The sequence below is a fragment of the Thermoplasmatales archaeon genome (genome assembly GCA_014361195.1).
Taxonomy (GTDB): domain Archaea; phylum Thermoplasmatota; class E2; order UBA202; family JdFR-43; genus JACIWB01.
Genome location: JACIWA010000003.1, coordinates 98,790 through 111,457, shown reverse-complemented (window position 1 = coordinate 111,457; position 12,668 = coordinate 98,790). Strand labels below are relative to the sequence as shown.

General features: G+C 33.4%; 13 protein-coding genes and 1 pseudogene. 7 read left to right on the top strand and 7 right to left on the bottom strand.

What is annotated here, in order from left to right; genetic code table 11:
* The first annotated feature begins 12 nt into the window (after positions 1 to 12).
* Positions 13 to 517, top strand: a pseudogene (locus H5T44_03040) (flavin reductase).
* Here H5T44_03040 and H5T44_03035 read toward each other — a convergent pair.
* Both H5T44_03035 and H5T44_03030 read right to left on the bottom strand, forming a co-directional pair.
* A complete protein-coding gene (locus H5T44_03035) occupies positions 514 to 1,359 on the bottom strand; it encodes a hypothetical protein (GenBank protein MBC7081206.1) in 846 nt (281 codons plus the stop codon). The pseudogene H5T44_03040 and the gene H5T44_03035 overlap by 4 nt on opposite strands.
* A gap of 62 nt (positions 1,360 to 1,421) precedes the next feature.
* Positions 1,422 to 1,637, bottom strand: coding sequence for a 4Fe-4S binding protein (locus tag H5T44_03030; protein ID MBC7081205.1), 216 nt, complete (start codon positions 1,635 to 1,637; stop codon positions 1,422 to 1,424).
* Positions 1,638 to 1,737: 100 nt separating this feature from the next.
* Between H5T44_03030 and H5T44_03025 the strand changes: the two genes are divergently transcribed.
* From H5T44_03025 to H5T44_03005, 5 genes are read left to right on the top strand one after another with little or no spacing between them, the layout of a single operon-like run.
* Entirely contained in the window at positions 1,738 to 2,988 is a 1,251-nt protein-coding gene (locus H5T44_03025; GenBank protein ID MBC7081204.1) for a hypothetical protein, read from the top strand.
* A 1-nt stretch (position 2,989) separates the two neighbouring features.
* Complete coding sequence (locus tag H5T44_03020; GenBank protein MBC7081203.1) at positions 2,990 to 3,811, top strand: hypothetical protein; 822 nt, start codon at positions 2,990 to 2,992, stop codon at positions 3,809 to 3,811.
* A 39-nt stretch (positions 3,812 to 3,850) separates the two neighbouring features.
* A complete protein-coding gene (locus tag H5T44_03015; protein ID MBC7081202.1) occupies positions 3,851 to 4,084 on the top strand; it encodes an Lrp/AsnC ligand binding domain-containing protein in 234 nt (77 codons plus the stop codon).
* Positions 4,085 to 4,095: 11 nt separating this feature from the next.
* On the top strand, positions 4,096 to 4,398 hold the full coding sequence (locus H5T44_03010) for a hypothetical protein (GenBank protein MBC7081201.1): 303 nt from the start codon (positions 4,096 to 4,098) through the stop codon (positions 4,396 to 4,398).
* Positions 4,398 to 4,913 (top strand): nitroreductase family protein, encoded by a 516-nt coding sequence (locus H5T44_03005; protein ID MBC7081200.1) that lies wholly within the window; start codon positions 4,398 to 4,400, stop codon positions 4,911 to 4,913. Before H5T44_03010 ends, H5T44_03005 begins: the two co-directional genes overlap by 1 nt.
* 1 nt (position 4,914) lies before the next feature.
* Here the strand turns inward: H5T44_03005 and H5T44_03000 are convergent, their stop codons facing one another.
* The gene (locus H5T44_03000; protein ID MBC7081199.1) at positions 4,915 to 5,565 is read right to left on the bottom strand and encodes a gamma carbonic anhydrase family protein; all 651 of its coding nucleotides are present in this window, start codon (positions 5,563 to 5,565) and stop codon (positions 4,915 to 4,917) included.
* A 67-nt stretch (positions 5,566 to 5,632) separates the two neighbouring features.
* Here H5T44_03000 and H5T44_02995 point away from each other — a divergent pair, with 67 nt between their 5' ends.
* The gene (locus tag H5T44_02995) at positions 5,633 to 6,667 is read left to right on the top strand and encodes an HDIG domain-containing protein (protein MBC7081198.1); all 1,035 of its coding nucleotides are present in this window, start codon (positions 5,633 to 5,635) and stop codon (positions 6,665 to 6,667) included.
* On the opposite strand, the gene speB is transcribed toward H5T44_02995, so the two are convergent.
* The 4 genes from speB to H5T44_02975 all read right to left on the bottom strand — a co-directional run bounded on the left by speB (position 6,650) and on the right by H5T44_02975 (position 12,638).
* Positions 6,650 to 7,432, bottom strand: coding sequence for an agmatinase (gene speB / locus H5T44_02990; GenBank protein MBC7081197.1), 783 nt, complete (start codon positions 7,430 to 7,432; stop codon positions 6,650 to 6,652). The genes H5T44_02995 and speB overlap by 18 nt on opposite strands.
* Entirely contained in the window at positions 7,429 to 7,812 is a 384-nt protein-coding gene (locus H5T44_02985) for a translation initiation factor IF-5A (protein MBC7081196.1), read from the bottom strand. The genes speB and H5T44_02985 overlap by 4 nt, the downstream gene beginning before the upstream one ends.
* A gap of 901 nt (positions 7,813 to 8,713) precedes the next feature.
* On the bottom strand, positions 8,714 to 10,552 hold the full coding sequence (locus H5T44_02980) for a hypothetical protein (protein MBC7081195.1): 1,839 nt from the start codon (positions 10,550 to 10,552) through the stop codon (positions 8,714 to 8,716).
* Positions 10,542 to 12,638: a type II/IV secretion system ATPase subunit gene (locus H5T44_02975; protein MBC7081194.1), complete on the bottom strand. Its 2,097-nt coding sequence runs from the start codon at positions 12,636 to 12,638 to the stop codon at positions 10,542 to 10,544. Before H5T44_02975 ends, H5T44_02980 begins: the two co-directional genes overlap by 11 nt.
* Positions 12,639 to 12,668 lie beyond the last annotated feature (30 nt).

Sequence of the window (12,668 nt, the reverse complement as noted above, 5' to 3'; positions counted from 1 at the left end):
AGCATTTCTTTTATGGAAAGAAAAGCCTTTCATAAAATAAGTTATGGACTTTATGTTGTCTCTTCTAAGAAGGATGATATTTTAAACGGGCAGATAGCAAATTCTGTTTTTTCAAGTTTGTTCTGAACCACCTGTTATAGCGGTATGTATAAATAAGGAAAATTTAACACACGAATTCATAGAGAAAAGCAATTTCTTCAGCATTTCTGTATTAAGTAAAAATACTCCTTTGCCCTTCATAGGAAAATTTGGTTTTAGAAGTGGGAGGGAGATAAAAAAATTTGAAAACTTGAAATATAAAATAGGAGAAAGTGGAACGCCTATCTTAATTGAAAACTCCATTGCCTATATTGAATGTGAGGTAATTGGAAAAACAGATGTATTTACCCATACAGTATTTTTTGGGAAAGTAATTAATGCGGAAATAATAAGTGATGAAGAGCCAATGACTTATGCATATTATCATGAAATTAAAGGAAAAGTGCCAAAAAATGCTCCAACATATATAAAGGATTAAAGAAGAAAGTCCATGTATTCAATTATTTCAAAACTTCTTATTTCTTTTTCAAAGCCATCAATACATACTTTTCCTGATACAAAAACATGGTATCTCCAATAATTTATGAATGGTAACTTTATATAATGGATGGAACAAGCATCGAAATTTAAAGACACCTCTATATTTTTACTTTTTCCATGAATATTAAATGATGTAGGTATAATTTTCCCGTGATCAAAAGTATAATTGCCCATATAAATTGAAACATTTTTGAGCAAAAAGAAACTCTCATTGCTTAATATTATAAACTCTTCCTTACCAATTATTTTTCCCCATACAATTGAGAAATTCTCCTCTATTAATTTTCCATCAAAATATCCCTTGCTAAATATTGATTTTAAATAAAAAATATTGTGGTCGTGATATCCTTTACCTTTTACAAGCTCTCTCGATCCATTTATAAATATTTCTCCCTCAACAGGCATATTTGGCAAAGAGAGCCAGAAATCAGGCAAAGTTTTCCATCCCTTTGTTTTATTTTCAAAATTTAAATTGAAGCCAAAATTATCCCCTACATAGGATATATTATAGCATATTTTTCCATCAATGATATATCCTTCCATAAAATTCTCTTCATCAATTCTTAATAGAGGATATTCATCAGATACAATAAAAGACCTGTAGATTTTCCTTTCCTCATATATTATTCTTCCTTTTGAATAAATATGCCCGCCAATCATAACAAAAATATTTGGCAATAAAGTAATCATGAAAACAATGCTGTAATTTTCAAAAATTGCCTCAAAATACCAAGTTTCAATATGAAAAGGCAAAGAAGAATGAAATGCATCATCCTTCAATTCAATTTCATATATATTTTGAAAAATAAGAAAAAAAGAAATTAGAAGGGGGATAAATTTCATCAGCAAGAGCTATGTTTTATTGCATTGTTTGGGCAAGACTCAACACAGGCACAGCACTCTATGCAGTCATCAACATTGTTTGCGATTGTCTTTCCATCCTTTAACTCATATATCCCAACCGGGCATACTTCCACGCATTTACCTGCTCCCTCGCACTTGTCATAGTCAATTTCAATCACAATCTCTCCCGTTGAAGACTCGAACTTCTTTATCATGATTGGAAATTATTTGCATCTTTATAAATCTTTTTAGATATCATGGGTTGTTTTGCACTTTGCCTTCCAAAATTTTATATAAATTTAGAAATTTATTGTCATGAATGATGAAATTGAAGAAGCGGTGGAGGAAATTATATCAGTTGTCAATGTTGAAAGAGAAAAAATTGAAGAAGATTTAAGAAGATTCATTGATTATGGCGTGCCTTTAAGCCAAGCAAAAGATGCAATTTTGCATAAATACGGAAAGTTATCGAGAGAGAGGAAGATAAAGGATATAAAGGCTAATGAGAGAGGAATTAATATGGTTGGAAAAATAATATTTATAGATGAAAAGGAAGTAGAAGTTAGAGGAGAAAAAAGGAAAATATTCAGGGGGTTAATAGGTGATGAAACCGCAATAATTCCATTCACCGCCTGGAAAAACTTTGATATAAAAGTTGGGGATGTTTTAAGAATAAAGAATGCATCATCAAGCGAGTGGGAAGGAAATCCCCGCCTCAGCTTTTCTGAATGGACTGAAATAACAAAACTTGATTATGATATAGAATTAATTAAAAGGGCCCCCAAAAAATATAATTTAATAGATTTGAAAGTTGGTTTATCAAATGTTGAAGTCAGGGGGAAGATTGTTGAAATTGAAGAAAGAGAGGTAAATATTGCGGATGAAGTAAGAAAAGTTTTTTCTGGAATAATTGAAGATGAAACCGCAAGAATAAGATTCACTTCATGGAAAGACTTCTCCCTCAAAAAGGACCAAGTTTATAGAATAAAAGGTGCGTATGTGAGAAGCTGGCGGGGCGCGCCCCAGCTTATTTTTGATGAAAATTCTGATGTTGAAAAATTGGATGAAGAAATTATTAGGGAAAAGAGGGTTGTTCCTATATATAAGGTTGTGGAGGCAGGAGGAGGAATCGACTTGCTGATAGAGGGAACAATTCTTGAACTCAGGAAAGATTCTGGCATAATTTTTAGATGCCCGAAATGTAACAGGAGGGTAAGGGAAGGAGTTTGCGAGGAAGATGGAAATGTTGATGCTATTCCTGATTTGAGAATAAGGGCACTTGTTGATGATGGAACAGGAGCGGTTGATGTAATATTTAATAGGGAAATATCAGAGAAAATTTTGAATAGAAAAATGGAAGAATATATTTCAATGGCAAAAGAGACAATGGATTATGATATTGTTAACGAAGAAATAGAGGATAAAATTATTGCACATCTTATAAGAGTTCATGGCGATTCAATACAGAGTGATTTTATAGTTACAATATTTGCAAAAGATGCGGAAATAATTAGCGTGGATGTAGAAAAAGAAGCGGATGAGCTTTTAACAAGCTTGGGTGATTAAAATGAGAGAGCCTGCCTGGAGGATATTTGCAGCTGAATATAATGATGCGATCCATGTTGTTGAAAGCGAGGGAGAAAAAACACCTAAATATGTAATAACACCTCTTGGAGCAAAAGTCAATAGATTATATATTGTTGGGGTTTTAACTGATTTGGAAGAAATAGGTGGAGAAGGAATAAGAAGAAAGGCAAGAATATCTGATCCAACTGGTTCGCATGTAGTATATGCGGAAACATTTAAGCCAGAAGTAGCGAGCATACTAGCGGATATACAGATTCCTTCCTATGTAGCAATTGTTGGAAAGGCAAGAATTTATGAGCCAGAAGAAGGCGTGCTATATGTTTCTGCTAGGGCGGAAATTGCTAAAGAAGTTAATGAAGAAATAAGAAAATATTGGACTCTTGAAGCATGCAAAAATATGGCAATGAGGATAGATGCAATAAAGGAAGCAATGAACATGAAAAATCCCACCGTTGCTAATTTAGTTGAAATTGGTTATCCAACCATAATTGCGGAAGGAGTAATAGAAGCGATTAAATTGTACAAAGAAATAGATATAGAGCATTATGAAATACTTTTAAAAGAAACTCTTTCCTTCATAACATCAAAAAAATTAGATATTAAAAAGAATTTGGAGGGTGAGGAAAAGATATTCAAAATAATTGAAGAAATGCAAGGAATTGATGGAGTAAGCTGGGAAAAAGTTGTTGAAGAAGGAATAAAGATAGGAATGGATAGGGAAAGTGTAGAAGAAATAATATGTTCATTAATGGAAAAAGGTCTAATATATGAGCCTCAACTCGGAAAATTGAAACTGGTTTGAAAATAGAAAAATTAATAAGTAGAAATTATATTATCTCTTATGCCAGTGGGGTTTGTATTGATATCCACCGCACCTGCAAAAGAGCACCAGGTTTACAATGAACTTTTAAAGTTGAAGGAAATAGCGGAATTACACCCATTGTTTGGAGAATATGACTTAATTGCAAAAATAGAGGCAAAGGACTTGGAAGAGCTTGGAAGAATTGTTGTAGAAAAAATAAGAAAGATAGATGGGGTAACTGATACAAAAACCCTTACTGGAACAAAATTTTGAGAGGTGAAAAAATGAGCGATATTATGGGGTTGTTTTTGAGCATGCTTCTATTAGTGTTTGCGGTTGGAACAATAATAGGGGGGCTATTTACAATATACTTTGGCTCGGGGAGGAGCAGGGCGATAGGCGCAATTCTGCTGATAATAGGCCTGGTTGTTGCCTTGGTTTTCTACAATTACAGTGGCGGGGCAATATGGGGAGATAGAGCATGGGACTGGGAAATAGTGAAGAAAGGCATTGCCTCGCTTGTAGGGGGAATTATTGGCGCGGTTATTGCTATTGGAGTATTTCTTGCTGGTATAATGAAGGCGTAATGGAGCTAAAAGAAGCAATTAAAAATAGAAGGTCAATAAGGAAATTTTCATATAAAAAATTTGATATAGAGAAACTAATCAATATTCTTTATCTTGCAAATCTTGCCCCTTCTGCGGGCAATCTGCAAGCGAGAGAATTCATAATTGTTGATAAGAAAGAAATAAAGGAGAAAATTGCGGAAGCTTCTTATGGGCAAAAATTTATTTCATCCGCTCCTTTTGTTGTTGTTTTTTGTGCTAATGAAAGAAGAATTTTGCCCTATGGGAAAAGAGGTAAGCTTTACTGCATAGAAGATACTTGTGCAGCTGTTGAAAATTTCTTACTTTCTGCATTTGATGAAGGACTTGCTACATGCTGGGTAGGAGCTTTTGATGAAGAAGAGATTGCTAAAATATTGAATTTACCATCTTATATAAAGCCAGTTGCAATTGTTCCTGTTGGTTATGCGGACGAAGAGCCTGAAGAGAAAGAGTTAAGAGAAATCAATGATATGATTCATTATAACGGATGGTAGCCTATAATGAATGGCAAATCCATAATCCAACAAATCCGCATGAATTGCATTTATAAGCATCTACTTCCTTTATCCAATCTGGAATTTTTATAAATGGAATTGGTGGAAAATCCTTTCCAGATGCAATTTTCTCCATATTTCCATTGCATACGGGACATTTTTTACCCTCTTCAAACCCTCCTTTTAAGTATCTTTCCGCAAGCTCAACATAAATTGAGGAATTCTTCCTTATTTCTTCAATGAGTTTTTCATCCTCCCTTATCACTTTCGCTGGCACACCCGCAACCAAGCTATTTGGGGGTATAACTGTATTTGGCAAAACAATCGCATTTGCTGCAACTATACTTCCCTTCCCTATTTTTGAGCCATCCAAAACTGTTGAATTTATTCCAATTATACAGTCATCTTCTATTTTTGCTCCGTGCACAATTGCTCCATGCCCAACTGAAACATTTTTTCCTATTGTTACAGAATTCTCCTTTGAACAGTGAATTACACAGCAATCCTGAATGTTGCTCTCATCTCCTATATATATCCTGTTCAAATCCGCTCTTAAAATTGCATTATACCATATACTGCATTTTTCCCCTATTTCTACATCTCCTATAATTACTGCATTTTTTGCTATAAATGTATTTTTTCCAACTTTCATGGACTGAATTATCTATAGATTTATAAACTTTGCAAAAAAATTTATTAATATAAATTGATAAAAAGAGATGAAGGTTATAGTTTATAGATACGGGCACAGAATAGAAAGAGATAAAAGAATGACAACCCATGTTGCGCTTGCTGCCAGGGCTTTTGGGGCGGATGGTATTTTTGTAGATAGAAAAGACGAGGAATTAGAAAAAAGAATTAGGAAGGTGATCGAGAGATTTGGAGGGAATTTTTTTATTGAAAGTGGAATAGATTGGAAAAAGTTGATCAAAGAATGGAACGGAAAAATAATTCATCTTACAATGTATGGGGAGAAAATTGAGAATGTTATAGAAGAAATTAAAAAATTTGAAAATATTCTTGTTATTGTTGGTTCTGAAAAGGTTCCAGGAGAATTTTATGAAATATCAGATTATAATGTTGCAATAGGAAATCAACCTCATTCAGAAGTTTCATCTATTGCCATTTTTTTACACATGCTTAATGGCGGGGAATGGATGAAGAGAAATTTTGGCGGGGTAATTAAAATAATTCCGAGCAAGAAAGGAAAAAAATTATCATATAATTACTTGAAAATTCTTGAAAAGGAGGGATGCAGTAAAGATGTTATTGAACACTGCAAAAAAGTCAGAGATCTGGCAATTAAAATTGCTGAAAAAATAGCGGAAAATGGAATAAATTTGGATATGGAAGCAATTGAAGCGGGCGCAATTCTCCATGATGTTGGTAGAGCCAAAAGAAATGATTTGATGCATGTTGTTGAAGGAGTTAAAATTGCAAAAAAATACGGTCTGCCAAAGAAGGTAGTGGCAATAATAGAAAGGCATGTTGGCTCCGGAATAGATGAGGAAGACGCTGAAAGGCTTGGTTTGCCGAAAAAAGATTATATTCCAAAAAGCATAGAAGAGGAAATTGTTTCGCATGCAGATAATCTCACTTCAAATGGTTACAGGAATATTGAAGAGGCTATAAATGAATTTAAAAAATTTGGGGATAAGCAGGTTAAAAAATTGATAGAGACTCACGAAAAATTGAGTAAGTTCGCTGGCTTGGATATTGATAGAATCGTTGATGGGCTAAAACCTTCTAAATGAAATAAAATCTCTTATAATTCTTGCTGCAAGTAAAGATGCTCTACCATCATCATAAGGAGGACATACTTCAACAACATCCATTGCAAGCACTTTTTTTGAAATAATTTTTATAAAATCAAATATTTCATACCCAAGCCCAAATGGCTCAGGATTGCTTACACCTGGAGCAAAACACGGGTCAAAAACATCCATATCAATACTCAAAAAAATTTTATCAAAATCAATATTTTCCGCCATCCCCGCTTTAAATTCCCACGCATAAAAATGTTTTAAGCCAAGTTTTTTTGCATCCCCAATTTCCTCCTTGCAGGCGGATCTAATTCCAAAAGAAACTATTTTTTCCTTTCCTACCCTCTCAAAAATCCTGCGGGCGGCGCATGCATGGCTATTTTTATCTCCTAAATATTCTTCTCTAAAATCAAGATGTGCGTCTAAAATAACAACCCCTGTTTCATCTGGCAAAATAGAAGGTGAAATTGAATGAGCCCCTCCTACTATAATCGGAATTTTTCCATCAGATATTACTTTATTTACAAATTTCCTTCCTTCATCAAGCCCAAAATTCCCCGCATCATTTATTTTTGCGGTGCTCAAGTCAAAATTGTTTCTTAAATCATAGCTTTCATAGTTCCAGCTTTCATATCTTATGTGATCAGGTGCAAATGAAGTACCTTTCCTAAAAGACATTTCTGCATCCTCATATGGTATGCCAATAATAACAAACTTTGCATCTTCGTAGCTATTTTCTGCATCAGCAAACTTCATACTCTTGTTATTTTCTTTTTCCCCATCGCCTGCAGATATTCTATTTCTTTTCCTTCCTCAACTTTGCCCTTGAATTCCTCTGGTATATCCATTTCGAAAGTTTCATATGTCTCCATGTCCATCAATTGTAGTTTATCTCCTCTTACAGATATGACTTGTGCAGTCCTTTTCTCAATTATTGGAATTGCGACCTTATGTTTTACTGGATATATGACACTTCTCTTTTGATTATCAAATATACCGATCGCATCTATTCTTGCTTTTGCTTCTCCATGTTTCCCTGGCTTTGAAGTGGCTATGCTAAGAATTTTGCAAGGCTCATCATCAATGATTATGTATCTATTCTCTTTAAGTTCTCTTACTTCTGCCATTTCCTTCATCTTTACACCAAAAAAGAAATAAGAAACTAATAGATAAGATTTTGCATGAGTGAAGTAGCTTAAAGTGGGTAATTTTGCCAATTTAAGGTTAAACAAAATTCATTAAGATTTAAAAAGTTATATTTAAGGAGATAAAACTTGGCAAGGGTGAATAATATGTCTTACTTTTTAATTTCTGTATCAAATAGAACCAATTTGGATTTATGTATAAAATATCTCTTGCAGGGTTTACAAATAGTATAAATGGATTATGGGCATTCACAAACATTCAAACAGGAGAGTATATCTCTTTTTTATATGCTGCAATAGTAGGTTAGAGAGGAAACCTATTATTTTCTTTTTCACCTCTATTTAAAACCACTCCTTGAATTTGTTGAACCTATGGTAAGGCCAGAGTTTGCTTATGTTGCGGAAAATTTGCTTTTAAGAGGAGGTTACAGAAAAACACATTTTTTCGGAGCGATAATTATGAAGTATTTACAATTTTCTTACATGGAACAAATCTCTTGTCTCACCACCTGAATTTTTTACTTTAAGGAATTCTTATTCCAATCTTTTATAAGTCCAAAAGATTTGGAATTCCTTGGTGAAAAAGCCTTGCCAGAGTTACATGTGGACATTCTTATCAAAGATTCTATCCCTATTGCTCGATTTCATAAATGTATTGCGGGAGTGATAATTGCTAGCGATTTTTCTAAAAGAGTCATCCGGAAATGCAATGAAATGGGAATAAACTGCCTTCTTTATTCTTTTGGTTAAATTAGAGATTATTGGGGGTAATATCAAAATGATTATTAAGGGAATTGTGAATGCGGGCGAATATGGCTAATGCAATAATTGTCAGAAGCGCTTGAAGAGATTGGTAATCTATGAAAAGATTTTGCAAAATAGACATCTTTATTCATAAACTTGAAAAAATCATGTAAGAAAACACGGAGGAAATTGTAAAAATGAAAACCGCTATTGGGAGAGATTTTCCAACTCCATAGAAATATTCTATTTTATCATCCCCCTCATCTATTCCATTTGCGAGCCTCAATATCAAAAATACAAGAAGAATAATATAGATTCCAATTACAATAGCAAAATCACCTGTTGTTTCAACATAAAATATCTTTCCAAATATTGGAATTGTTACATCCTCAGAAAATGAAAAATTCAATGAAGAAAGAATTTTTTGCATTAGATTTGTCATTCCAAGAGTTACTCCCCCTATCAAAGGAGCAAAAAATGTCGCGGTTGAACGAAGAGAAGAAGTTATTGAAGATAAGCTGTCTCTTATTTTCTTTTCCACATCCTGAAGCTGTTTTAGATGATCCGCTATTTTAACTATTGCAATTCCAGCATATTCATAGCTTTTCTTAACTCCTTCTATAAAAATTTTTATTATAGCCTTTATTCTATCTGAATAAACATTGGCAAGAGCTCCATATTCTTCATCAAAAAACGCATTCTCAATTTTTATCCTTCTGGAAATCAGATTATAAAATGCTTTTGCAAAAACTTCTCCTATAGTAGAGCCTTTCATTGCTTGGGCTACATGATTAAATGCTTCTTCTGGGGGCTTGCCTTCCGCCACCCTCCTGCCGAGGATATAGAGGGCGTCACCAAATTCTTTCTCCATTTTCCTTATTTTATCTCTTTCCTTTTTATCTTTGTTATAGGTAAGGAGGCAGTAAATCGAGACTGAAATTGCCACACCCCATATCAGGAAAAAATTTTTAGAAAAGAGAGAAGTAGGGGGACGAAGAAAAAGGGCTAGGAAAGGAAGGAAAAGAAAAATTGAAATTAAGATATTTTTTATGTTCCTGATTTTTTTTGATGGAATTGAAGGTGGGTTGAAAGTTGCGGGGCGATTTGCAAGAATTTTTCTTATATAAAAAAACAGGAAAACAGGTAGAAGAATATCATAAAATATGATTATATGAAAGATAGAGAATCTGAGGCCGATTACATTAACCGCTGGAAGCATTGCCATTGTTGCAATAGGGAGCATAAAGCCAAGAGAATATATTATAAGAGTTGGCTGATGAAGTTTATTGGAGAAATCAATCATTAAATCCCTTGTTCCTTCCAGAACAACATCAAGAGCTCTATCTAATGTAGCAACTCTTTCATTTTCTTTTTCCTTTACAGAATTTCTTATTAAATGAATTGCCCTCCTTAAATATTCATTCCATTCCCCCCATAAATTTGCAAAATAAGTTATTGCATCATCTATACTTTTATGTATTCTTATCTGTAGATCCCATATAATTTTCCTTAAATCTTTTGAAAGAGAAGAATTTGACTCTTTTGCTGCAAAATTAAATGCTCTTTCTAAATTTGGAACTAATTTTAGATACATTACAAGATAAGATATTATCTCCGGTATATCGCCCAGGGAGCGTGCTTTCATATATTTTGCCTTTATTTTAGGGTATTCACTTACATAGTGCAATGAAAGAAGAGGAAAAACAAAAAGAAGCAAAATTATCAAGAAAATTGTTAAAAAACCCATATTTCTTATTGAAAAACCATAAATTGCAAAAATTGAAATAGAAATAAGGAATGTAATTAAAAAAGAAATTAATGCGCAGATATAAGAAAAATAGATTATTTCATAGGGTTCAAGGTCAATTCCAGTGAAATGCAAGCTATCTAAAAATTCCTTAGATACTCTTTTATTTACTCTCTCTTTATCTTCCTCTTTTATTTTCAATTTTCCAACAACCTTTCTACATAATTTTTCAAATTGCATGTTTCTTCAACCATTCATTCCATTTTTCCTCGATTTCATAAAAATTTTTAGTTTCTTCAAGAGAAGACCAATAAAAATTGTTTGCATCCCTTACAAATTTTGCATCTGTTTTTCCAATCTCAGCAATTTTTTCTTTCATCCTTGCCCTCATTTTTATATTTTCTATTGCATCCTCCATGCGGATTCCCCATTTTCTTGCTATTTTCCCTATTATTTCTGATTGTCCCATATAAAAAATATCTGTTGCCTCAAGCATATCCTTTGAGTAATCATATTGCATTATATCATAAAAAATTTTATCAACATCCTCCCTTTCCCACTTCTTACTAACCTCAGATATTTGTATAACCCTTCTCAATCTTTCAATTCCACCACCTACTCTTATTGGTGAAGCAATTACAACCACATCTGTTGCTTTGAATGAAACTGGTGGCACGCCAATATCATAAACAATTCTATCAAAAACATCTCTTGAAGTTGAGCCATGAATTGTTCCCATAACTAAATTTCCAGCTGCCCCTATCCTCATTGCCTCAAACAATATTTTTGCCTCCTCCCCACGAACTTCCCCAAGAATTATAACTGATTCACCCAATCTTAAAGCGGTTTTAATTGCGGTTTTTTCATCTATACCTTCGTTACTGACAGCTGATTTAGTGACGAGAGATTGAATCTTATATCCCAACCTCTGCAATTCATCAACTGGCAACTCAGGCGTATCTTCTATAGTTAATATCCTATACCTCTGCGGTATCTCAAGCATTAGAGAAGATAGCAAAGAGGTTTTGCCCGCCCCCCTCGAGCCCGCAATTAGAATTGTCGCCTGCCCATCAATAAAGAAGCTCAGCATGCCCGCAGCTAAAGGAGAGAGCATCTTGCATGAAATAAATTTTGGGAGAGTCCATAGCTCGCTTGAATGTCTCCTTATTGCAAATGCTATTCCTTTTGGAGTTATTGGAGGAGAAATTGCGGTTATACGTGAGTCATATTCAGGGAGCCCAACATCCATCACTGGAATTGCCTCAGAAAAACCTCTTCCGCTAAGGCTTCTAAGGCGCGATGAAAGTGCTTCGATATCATTCTCCGAAAAATAGATATTTGTTACATATTCTTCTCCCTCAAGTACTATGTGCAGGGGATTGTAACTCACTGGAGCATTTATATAAATATCCTGTATTTTTTTATCCGCCAGTAAATCTTCAAGTATTCCAAACCCAGATGTGTATTTTGCAAATATATCCGCCAAAAAATCTATTTTTTCGCTACTGATCTTATAATTTATATTTTTTGCTATCTCTATTATCTTTTCCTTTCCAAACCTGTAAAAATATTCCCTCGTCCTTTCAGGATCCATGAATGAAGTATCTGGTGGTCTGTGTTTTGCAAGCTTTTCCTTTGCTTTAATAAGTATTTTAAGTTCCTCCAGATTTATATTATACTCTGGAGGTATGATAAAATATAATTTCTCCGCTCTTCTTTTTAATTCATACAGAGAAACTTTTATTGAACCTCTTTCTCTTTTTATTTCATAACTTTTAATAAAAATTGCATCATTTGGAGGAGTATATTCAATTGATGTATCAAAAAATATTGGCCTTAGATAAATTCTTATATCTTCATAAGAGATATGCCTCAATTTCTCAAATTTTCTTATTATATTCTCCATCTTCCTTAAATTTTCACTCCTACATTCCTCGCATTCTTCTTTTCTGAAAATAAAAGGTTTCTTAAGTTTATAAAATAGATTTGAGAGACTAAAAAAAGATTTTATCTGATCTTTATCAGCCAATTCCAATATACCCTTTATTTCTTTGCTAAAAATACAATCATTGCAATCATTTGCTCTAAGAGAGGACAATTCTTCCTTGAATTTTGAAATCTCAAAAAGATTTTCCAGAGCCTCTCCTTCTATTATCTTCACAAAATAATGATTTAATTTTATTCTATCGATTTTTCCTTCCCTTCCAATTATTTCAATCAATTCTCTCCTACAGTTTTCATCCAAAAGAGAGGAGGAATAATTACATGAATAGCAATCTATTTCAATTAAGTTAAGTCCCCCTTCCTTAATTATCCTATAATTCATTCAAAAAATTAATTTATTGTTTAAATATAT

What these genes read in the sequence shown, in the direction of transcription:
- H5T44_03010 (MBC7081201.1), top strand. Translation starts at nt 4,096, where the DNA reads ATGAGCGATATTATGGGGTTGTTTTTGAGCATGCTTCTATTAGTGTTT.
- H5T44_02985 (MBC7081196.1), bottom strand. Translation starts at nt 7,812, where the DNA reads ATGAAGGAAATGGCAGAAGTAAGAGAACTTAAAGAGAATAGATACATA.
- H5T44_02995 (MBC7081198.1), top strand. Translation starts at nt 5,633, where the DNA reads ATGAAGGTTATAGTTTATAGATACGGGCACAGAATAGAAAGAGATAAA.
- H5T44_03025 (MBC7081204.1), top strand. Translation starts at nt 1,738, where the DNA reads ATGAATGATGAAATTGAAGAAGCGGTGGAGGAAATTATATCAGTTGTC.
- speB (MBC7081197.1), bottom strand. Translation starts at nt 7,432, where the DNA reads ATGAAGTTTGCTGATGCAGAAAATAGCTACGAAGATGCAAAGTTTGTT.
- H5T44_02975 (MBC7081194.1), bottom strand. Translation starts at nt 12,638, where the DNA reads ATGAATTATAGGATAATTAAGGAAGGGGGACTTAACTTAATTGAAATA.
- H5T44_03020 (MBC7081203.1), top strand. Translation starts at nt 2,990, where the DNA reads ATGAGAGAGCCTGCCTGGAGGATATTTGCAGCTGAATATAATGATGCG.
- H5T44_02980 (MBC7081195.1), bottom strand. Translation starts at nt 10,552, where the DNA reads ATGCAATTTGAAAAATTATGTAGAAAGGTTGTTGGAAAATTGAAAATA.
- H5T44_03005 (MBC7081200.1), top strand. Translation starts at nt 4,398, where the DNA reads ATGGAGCTAAAAGAAGCAATTAAAAATAGAAGGTCAATAAGGAAATTT.
- H5T44_03000 (MBC7081199.1), bottom strand. Translation starts at nt 5,565, where the DNA reads ATGAAAGTTGGAAAAAATACATTTATAGCAAAAAATGCAGTAATTATA.
- H5T44_03015 (MBC7081202.1), top strand. Translation starts at nt 3,851, where the DNA reads ATGCCAGTGGGGTTTGTATTGATATCCACCGCACCTGCAAAAGAGCAC.
- H5T44_03030 (MBC7081205.1), bottom strand. Translation starts at nt 1,637, where the DNA reads ATGATAAAGAAGTTCGAGTCTTCAACGGGAGAGATTGTGATTGAAATT.